The 8,950-nt window shown below is 63.4% G+C and carries 7 protein-coding genes; all 7 read right to left on the bottom strand.

The window, feature by feature from the left end; genetic code table 11:
• Positions 1-375 precede the first annotated feature (375 nt).
• Entirely contained in the window at positions 376-915 is a 540-nt protein-coding gene (locus tag AHiyo1_RS25840) for a hypothetical protein (protein WP_216363309.1), read from the bottom strand.
• On the bottom strand, positions 821-3,667 hold the full coding sequence (locus AHiyo1_RS22895) for a hypothetical protein (RefSeq protein ID WP_059390130.1): 2,847 nt from the start codon (positions 3,665-3,667) through the stop codon (positions 821-823). The genes AHiyo1_RS25840 and AHiyo1_RS22895 overlap by 95 nt, the downstream gene beginning before the upstream one ends.
• A 51-nt stretch (positions 3,668-3,718) precedes the next feature.
• On the bottom strand, positions 3,719-3,955 hold the full coding sequence (locus AHiyo1_RS22890) for a hypothetical protein (RefSeq protein WP_148667735.1): 237 nt from the start codon (positions 3,953-3,955) through the stop codon (positions 3,719-3,721).
• Positions 3,956-4,015: 60 nt separating this feature from the next.
• On the bottom strand, positions 4,016-5,890 hold the full coding sequence (locus tag AHiyo1_RS22885; protein ID WP_059390128.1) for a phage/plasmid primase, P4 family: 1,875 nt from the start codon (positions 5,888-5,890) through the stop codon (positions 4,016-4,018).
• A gap of 961 nt (positions 5,891-6,851) precedes the next feature.
• Positions 6,852-7,451: a hypothetical protein gene (locus tag AHiyo1_RS22880; RefSeq protein ID WP_059390127.1), complete on the bottom strand. Its 600-nt coding sequence runs from the start codon at positions 7,449-7,451 to the stop codon at positions 6,852-6,854.
• 226 nt (positions 7,452-7,677) lie between these two features.
• Positions 7,678-8,121, bottom strand: a complete 444-nt coding sequence (locus AHiyo1_RS22875; protein ID WP_148667734.1) for a hypothetical protein — start codon at positions 8,119-8,121, stop codon at positions 7,678-7,680.
• A gap of 170 nt (positions 8,122-8,291) precedes the next feature.
• A partial coding sequence (locus tag AHiyo1_RS22870) for a CPBP family intramembrane glutamic endopeptidase (RefSeq protein ID WP_172465722.1) occupies positions 8,292-8,950 on the bottom strand: 659 nt, incomplete at its 5' end.

Below are 8,950 nucleotides of genomic sequence, written 5' to 3'. Positions count from 1 at the left end.
AGCTCGTCGTGCGTGAGCGGGCCGTGTTCGCGGACGAGCTCCAGAACCACGGGGCGGACCTCGGACGCGCCGAGCGCGGCCTTCATCGCCGCCTCGTACGAGGTGTCGGGGTCGTCAGCGCGTACGGCGAGGCGTGTGAGGCTTTCGAGCGTCGCAGTAGACATGGCCAGTGCTCCTTTGCGATTGCAGTAAGGGTCTATTCGGAGTCGCAGTTGAATCGTCCATTCCATTCAAGTATGACGCGATTCGACTGTGTATGGAATGGTGGGTTGATACGTGGCTGGGGTGTGCACAAGGCCGGTCGGAATACTCCGACCGGCCTTCTGGGTCCTGCAGCGGGGGCGACGCTGTGCTGATCTGCCGATCAGGCGGCGTTCATCCAGTTCTTGGTGAACGTCTCACCGAGCATCTGCGTGTACACCTCGAGGTTGAGCGAGCTGATGAGCCGGCCAGCCTCGAGACGTCCATGGCGTGCAGATCCTCGTTGCAGATGATCATCGACCACGAGGGATCGATGCCGTTGATCCGTCGCGTGGTCACGTCCTGGTCCTCCGGAATGAGGCGCATCTTCTGGTTCTGCGCGTACGCCCAACTGTCCGATGCCCAGCCGTGGTGGGCCAGGATCGACTTGGCGATCTCATCACGTGCCGGAGACTCGGCGTTCTCGCGTCGCTTCGCCTGGACCGCCGGCGCGACCTTCCAGGCCCCGGCGTTGTGCAGGCTCACGGCATCCTGCGTGCCGGCTTGCACGACGAAGGCCCGGTTGACCATCTGCAGCGGCCTGGGATTGGTGATCGCGGCGTTCTCGTTGCTGCTCTCCTCATCGCCGATAGGCATGGGGTCGGCGGCGAACGGATAGGTGATCGAGCCCCGGGAGGCCGTGACCATGGTCTGGAACATCAACGCGGTGCGCACCGGGTTCTCCGGATCGCGGGCCTCGTCGATGAGCTTGCGTCCCAGGACAGCGTCGAAGGCTCAGACAGTGCACCCTCCCTCTGGCCGCCGTGACAGCCTGCAGGTATCTGGCCAGCGCGTGGTCGATGACCGCGGGATGAGCCAGCGCCTTGTCGGGCCGAGGGCCGGCATGACAGGCGAGGGTGCCTCCGCCGGCGCTGTGGATCTCCCACTGTGCAACAGGCAGATCCTCGGATGCACCGCTGGGCGGCAGCAGCTCGAGGCGGTTGTTTGAGTCCTTACTGATCAGAAACATCGCCTCGGGCTCGATGTCGACACCGATGAGCTCCGCCTGCTCGGCCAGCACACGATTGTTGATCTCAGGGTCGAGGATCGAGTAGAGACCGTCGGTGTTCGTGCTGATGATCCGAGCGCCGGCCAGCGTCTGAGCCTGACCGATGCGCCAGGAGAAGAGCTGTCCGATGATCCGCATCGAGATGATCACGTTGTTCATCCGAATGGGAGTCTTGTGCGAGGCGTCACCGGCACCTGATGCCGCGTTGAGGATGAGCTTCGTTCCATTCCGGAGGGTGTTGAGCCGGGTCTTCAGCTCGGCAGAGATGCCGGGCTGCTTCATCTCCTTTCCGTAGCGCTCCTTGTCGAAGAAGATCGTCGCGTAGCGGTCCTCCCCCAGCTCCGGGTTCCAGAAGGCGCGCATGTTGCGCAGCAGGTTCGGGTAGTAGCTGGTGAAGTCCTCGTGTGTGACAAGTCCGGCCGACGTGTGCGAGTACCTCGGGTGCAGTTTCGTGGACGCGTCGGTCTTCTTGGCGGGGAACAGCTCAGGTGCCTGCTTCGCCGGTTCGGTCCGGTATTCAGCGGCAGTGGCCGTGCTCTTGGCCAGCACGAGCTTGCCGGTGATGACGCGCACGCCTCCTGGGCTCATGCTGTCGGCGATCGCCACGTCGAGTGCCTGGGCGTCCGGACGCTGCGTCGCCAGAAGCATCGCAGCATCCGGTACCTGGGCCTGAGCCCGCGCAAGCTGCTCGGCCTGTTCGGGGTCGTCCTTCTTGGCCTTGCGGTACTTCACCTTCTCCGGGTCCGAGCCCAGCAGCACCAGACGCTTGTCGACGAACGTGCCGTCGGGCAGAGCGAGCAGGTTGTGCTGGCGCTTCGCCTCGGCGACGAAGTCCTTGGCGTCGGGGTAGAACAGCTTGGCCATCTCGAGCATGGATGCGCCCTCGCGGTGCGCGGCAGAGTCCCGCTCGAAGGTCGCGATGTCGACCTCGGCACCGTGGATGCCGCCGGTGGAGAACGTCGCGAAACACGACGAAGGCCGGCCGTCCCGGTGGAAGTACGGCAGGTTGTTCGGCGTCTTCGGGATCTCGTCGATCACCTGAGCAAGCAGGCCGTACCGCTCGGCATATTCCTCGGAGTTGTTGAAGTTCTGCCCCTCTATCGAGCGGTAGTACGCAACGATCTGCATGAAGTCGGCGTACGCCTTGGCCTGTGCGGCGTTTGCCGCCCGGTCGGGTGCGACCTGCTCCTCGAAGAAGCGCACGCACTCGTCGAGGACGTTGACCGGCTGGATGTTCAGTTCCTTGGCGACCTCAGGGTGCGGATAGTTGAAAGAGACAGTCTTGATGTCGTTCAGTGCCGTGAACGGGGCGAGGATACGGCCCACGAACTTCGCCGAGGATGCGTCGATGGCGAGACGGTCGCGGCGCACGGTCTGCTTCTTCGTGAAGACGGTCTCGGAGTACTGCGCCAGCAGACCGGCCTTCAGGTCGAAGGCGCTCGAATACGTCGGGTGCCGGAACAACTGTGCGAGACCCAAGCAGTCGGCGACGTTGTAGGCCAGCAGCTCGTAGAGCTCCTCCACAGTGGTGATCACCGCGTCGTGGCCCAGCTTCTCGGACTCCTTGATCTGGCGTCCGAGCATGCCGAGCAGGCGCTTGAGCGCGACCTTCGACTGCAGCTCGTTGAGCCGGCTGACGTCGAGGTGGCGACCCGAGTGGATCATGGCGCGCCGGATCTTCGCAGCAGGGCTCTCCCAGCCGATGTAGCGCGGCATGTAGTCGATGTTCTTCTCGTCGAACAGCTGGTCGTTATGTACGCGCAGCGTCTTGGCCGTGACCGGCTGGAACACCGGGCGCTGTGCAAGGACCTGTGCCAGGAGCTCCTCGGCGTCGGCGATCTGCTGCGGGGTCCGCGCGAAACTCCGCACCTGCTGCGCGTCGGCCAGGCGCTTGCGGTGTCCGATGATGTCGGAGAAGACCTCGGCGAGGTACAGCGCAAGCATCGTGGTGTCGTAGTTGAGCGAGTTGTAGCCGGCCAGGAACGGATGTGTCGCCGGATCGAACTCGGGGTCCGTGTCGCAGACGGGACGGAGATCCTGGGGGTACGAGGACTCTTGGTCAGGGTCACAGACTTGGTCGGCGTCGGAGAGCCCGATGAGCTGGGCGAGCCGGAGGTTGCCCTGGATGGTGTGCAGATCGTGCAGCGAGACGTCGACCGTCGGCAGGCCCGGATTGCCGGCGCGGATCGCGGCGACGAGCGCATGGGGATCGAGGGAATCGACCAGTGCCGCGTCGTCGACGAGATAGAACACCTCGAGCTCGTCCACGGTATCGCCGGGACGCGGCGTGTAGGCGACGATGCTGAACACGTTCGACAGCGACTCGATGTCGTAGAAGCTGAAGAGCGACAAGTCGGCGGTGACGGGTGTGAGCAGACGAGGCTTCGGCTTGGTGCCGGCGGCGGCGAAAGCAGGCATGGGTCTCTCGTTTCGGTTCTGGGGTCGGGCACGCTAGTGGATACCTGCGTGCTACGGGTTGTGGTCTCGCAGGTCGCGCCGGCTCGGGGCGTCCATGCGACGACGGGCTTCGGCGAGCAGGCGGGCCTTCTCGGTCGGATCCGTCTCGATCTGCGATCGGACGATCAGGTTGGTGATCCGCTGCTGCTTCGCGGTCTCGGCTTGGATGTCGGCCATACGGCCCTGCTCCTCAGCGAGATGAAGCAGGGCCGTGGCGACGGACTGGATCGCCGTGGTCATTCGGGACATGGGCGATGAGACCTCCTGGTCGGTGATGCGAATGGATGAGTCCAGATTGTCGGCGACCGGTCAGTCATCGGTCGAGGCAGACGCAGCGGGAGCCGCGGTGCCGCCGAGCGAGACGATGCGCAGCAGACCTCGGTAGTTCGGCTTGAGCAGCGGGATGCCGAGGCGGGCCGGGTCCGTACCCGTGTAACCGGGCGTGTACCAGTCCTTCATTTCGTACTCGGCGATGAGCGGCTCGGAGACAGCCATCTTGTTGCCGGGCCGGATCGTGCGGGCCTTGTCGTTGCAGTGCCACATCGGGTCGTTCTGCACGATGCCGAACAGGTCGGTGATGAACTGCTGGCGACCGACGAGCTTGCCCGAGGGCGAGACGCGCGTGAACCACACCCGGTACAGGTCGTAGAGGAAGAAGAACGGCAGCAGGTCCCAGACGAACAGCTCGCGGAACTCGGTCCAGAAAGCGCGGACGGGGTCGTTCGTCTCCTTGTACTCGGCGAGCAGGACCTGCGTGGCCGGCGGCTCGGAGAGCTCGTAGTAGCTCCCGGGCGAAGCGGCTCCGGCGCAGTTGATGACGTACCAGAGCACGTACTCGAGGACCTCGCGGCGCTTGAGGAAGTCGTTCTTGATGTAGCGCTTCTCGGTTCCCGTGAAGCTCTTCGTGAAGGGCAGGATCAGCTGCCGGCGGTACAGAGATTCAGACTTGTCCTTGAACTTCGGCAGGTCGTTGACGCACTGGATCATGAAGCCGTGGAACTCGAAGGCGATCGGCACCCGGTGCTTCCGGTTGATCTGCAGGGTGTCGTTGGTGACGACGGTCTTGTAGTTACCGGCCTCTTCGACGAAGATCCCGACTGGGTTCTCGTCGACGATGATCGCATTGGACTTGATCAGCGGCTCGAGCGCGAACTCCTTGCCGAAGTCCTTGATCGGGATCGACGTGTGCGCGCCGGATCCGAGCAGGTTCCGGCCCAGGGAGCACAGCGTACCCTTGCCGTTGTTGCCCTGCTCTGAGTGGAACCAGGCGGTCTTGTTCCAGCTGACATGCGGCCTTACGAGCGCACCGAGGACTTCCCAAGTGAGGGCTGCGAGCCCTGCGTTCCTGGTATTGAACTCCTCGTCGCCCTCCGTGTAGAAGAGAGCAGTGATCCATTCGCCCACTTCCCACTCTCCGTCGGCGGGGTCGGGATACGGGATCCTGACCATCGGAGCGTTCTCGACATAGTCGACGGCGCTCTTGACGGTAAAGACCAGCGCAGCATCGAACGGGTGGACCTTCTTTGGCTCGAAGTGGAACCGCTTGCCGCCGATCGTGATGTCCAACGGCGTATTCCCGTAGTAGACGATGCCGTTGTTGGCGGCGATGAGATCGCGGTGGGAGTTCAGGTGCACCCGCGGCGCGTCCTCGCGGAGCACGGCGACGACCTCTTTGAAGTCGTTGGTCGTGAGCTGCGTGTTGTAGCGCCGGGCGGTGGTGCGGAGATCGTCTTCGCTGGCCGTATAGATGCCGCGGCTCGGACCGTGCTTGATGTACATGGCGAGCATGTCGTACTCGCGGTCGGTGTTCGCATCGGTCGGCGCGATGCGCACGACGTGGTGCAAGCGCAGGAGAATCTGCGCGACCTGCCAGGTCGAGAGATGCCTGGGGATCGGGTACGTGCCGTCGCCCTTGGGGATTTTGAGGTTCTCGTTGGAGACGATGCCGTAGCAGGAGGCGAGCAGTTCCTGTTCGAGCTGACGCGGTGCCGGCGGCGCAGAAAGGTCCAGGCTGGCGAGGTACTCGTCGGTCACGTGGGTGACGATGAGGTTCTGCGGGGCTGCGACGTTGCCTCCGCCGGGGCGGTTGTCGAAGAAGTCGAGCAGATCGGCCTGGAGGTCGGTGAAGGACCGCACAGCTTGAGTCGGGGCCTGAGAGCTGTCAGTTATGCCAGAAGTGCTCATGCGTGTCTCTTTCCGTCTTGCGGAGAGTCGTGCCGGCGGCGGTTGTGGGAAGCCGACGGGACTCGTATTCGAATGGAACGTGTGGTGCAAGCCTATGGCATTCAACTCGTCTATCACAACCTATTCCGAATGGAGCAGGAGACGAGTCGATAGGTCGGCTGGTGTCAGCCGGATGGTGCACAGGATGGTCAGGCGGCCCAGTGGAACAACCGCAGTGGTTCGTCGGCACCCGGCAACCTCAGCGGAGTCGCGAAGTGGCAGCGGGCAGCACAGAGGTTCACCCGTGGGCGGCGTGAGCCGCCCGAAGCGCGTTTCCCGATTCGATCGAGCGCGATGTCGCGGAAGAGGTGGGCTGCGATGGCGGCGAGCCCCCGTTGGCCCCTTGGATCAAGAGCTGTATCAAAACGCTTGATACATGCTGTTTTGCCTGGTCAGACGTGGTTTTTGCTAGGTCGCGAAGCGGGCCTGTATCAAACTGATTTGAAGACTTGATACACCTGTTTTGCCTGGTCAGGCGGGGTTTTTAGGGGTTTGTATCATTTGTATCAAAATAAATGAGGTTATACATACACGATCCCTCCTTGATCCGCCCCGCGGCTTGCCTACCTTGGACGACTTGTGGTATCACGCACACACATGCCCGCATGGAAATCAAACCGTTGATTCTTGATACGTTTGATAGAAGGGGTGTTTTTCCTTGGCTGACCTGGGGAAACACCCGTATCAAGGTCTTGATACATGTCGCTGGACTCTCGCGCCCGGCCCCCAGCTCCGACCAGGGAAAACGCGCGCATCGCGGCGGTTTCGCTGTTTTGATACACGCCTTGATACACGGACGTCGGACGCGGCCTGGCGAAGAAAATGCCCCGGACGAGACGGGGCGTCTCATCCGGGGCGAAGTATCCGACGAATCATCGGATCGGGTCTGGTGGGTGCGGGGCCGGTGCTATTCGGTGTGCTGTCACGGCTTGTTGAACAGAGTCAACGCACCGGCGGCCACGAGCGCGAAGCCCGCAAGGCCGAGGAAGAACGAGCCGAACGACGGGCCGATCGCAAAGAGATTCCCGAAGCCGTCGAGCAGTGCGCCGAGACCGACGCATCCTGCGCTGATCCCCGCGGCCAGCCGCAGCCACGTGTTGCCAGGCTTCACGGCGAGGTTCAGCAAGGCGGCGATGATCGTGAGAATCGAGAGGACGAGCAGGATCTTTCCGTCCGAGCCAGCATCCATGTAGCTGAGCCCGTAGCCGTGGAACGAGGCGATCGGGAGGTAGAGCCCCATGATCGCGACCAGTGCGGCGATCGGGATGGCCTTGGGTGCATAGCGCCTGGCCAGCGCCAGCGGGCCGCCGGCCTCGCGGGTCTTTGCGTCGATCCGCTCCCGCGCAGTGCGCGCAGCGTTCTTGACGGCCGGTGCCATGTGGGCATCGAGGTAGTCCTTGGCACCTGCGGCGACCTTGCCGGCCCCGTCGACGAGCTGCTTGGCTCCCTGGCGCATCTGGTCGCCATTGTCATGGGCCTGCTCGAACTGGGGCTGGTCCTGGTCGTGGTCGTTGGCGCTCATGATTCGAAGTCGCTTTCGATAGGAAGTCTCAATGGTGGGTTCGGCTTGTGGAGTGGCCTTTCACTCTGCTAGTGTTTCATGTGTGCGATAGGCGACTGTCGTAGTCACCCCGGCACTTGCCGAATGGAAACGTGAATACAGAAGGACCGGAGCAACACTCCCCGTGGGAAGGGAATGCTCCGGTCCTTCTGCGTATCCTCGGTGGGCGCTGGATGCGTCGCGCGGCTCACCGCGCAGACAGCACAGCGGCTGTCTCGGGCGGGAACTGCAGCTTCGTGAGGTCCAGCTGGTATTCCGGATACGGGGAATCGGGATTCTGGGTACCAGAGCCAGTCTGCTCGATCACGTACATGATGGTGTAGATGACCTTGAAGTTCTGGTTGGTGCGGATGTAGTCCTCGATCTTGTCGACCTTGGTCTCGCGGAAGCCCTCGACCAGGTGCATCTTCTTGTGGAAACGGTCCAGCTTGCGCTTGGCGTTGCGCTGGGCCTCGTCGAAGGTCAGGCCGTGGGCCGAGATGCGGAAGACGTGGGCGTAGCCGATGTCGAAGGTCGGGAAGAACTTCGCACTCGGGAAGGCCAGTCGGGACTTCGCCCGGAGGGTCGCCAGCAGGTCAGGGGTCTTGATCTGACCGTTGTCTGCGTACGTGATGCGTTCGATGACAGCCATGATGATCAACTCCTTTGCTGCTGTCTGTGTCTCCAGGGGCTCTCTTGAGCTCCTCTTTCAACCAGTCCCCCGGTGACCGGTACACCCCGGTCACCCGGGCACAAGTAACCCCGACGTCGCACCAGGCCGTGCTGGGCGACGTCGGGGTTCCCTTCTGCTCTCCCGTCGAGCTATTCGGTCTCGATCCGTGCTCGCGGTTCGCCGAACTGGTCGGTGATCGCGGCGGACAGGACCTGACGGGCCAGAAGCACGAAGAGGACCGCCCAGGCTGCGCCGGAGAGCCCGATGCACAGTGGTGTCGACATCGCCTGGATGGCCGCCTGCGGCAGCATCATGGCGGCGAAGTTGTAGGCCAGGTGCAACACCACACAGGGCAAGACTCGGTGCGTCCGCTCCGCGACCAGCGCGAGCAAGAGCCCCAGCGGGATCACGGCCACGGCCTGCACGGCGTTGCCGTGCATGGCGGCGAACAGCAGCGAGCTGAGTACCGCGGCGACCACGGCCCCCGTTCTTTTGCGCAGCATCGGGTACAGGAGGCCGCGGAACAGCGTTTCCTCGACGATCGGGGCGACGAGCAGCGAGACCAGCAGGCTCAGCGCGAACCCCGAAGACTGCTGCGTCTGCACGTGCTGGTCGAAACCCGCCGAGCCGAGATGCAAGTAGATCCACTCGGCCGCCGTCTGTCCGGCCAGGAACATCAGCACCGCGGTGAGCGCGACCCAGGGCCAGAACCGGGGCGTGGCTGCCGCCGGCAGAACCTCGGGTCCGAAGCTCAGCCAGGTGGGCCGGAGCAGCCGCACGCCGCCGAACACGATCATGACGACCACAC

Origin of the sequence: Arthrobacter sp. Hiyo1, from assembly GCF_001263615.2 — a bacterium.
Lineage (GTDB): Bacteria > Actinomycetota > Actinomycetes > Actinomycetales > Micrococcaceae > Arthrobacter.
The sequence above is the reverse complement of the archived record's forward strand: the minus strand, read 5'-3'. Positions and strand labels throughout refer to the sequence as shown.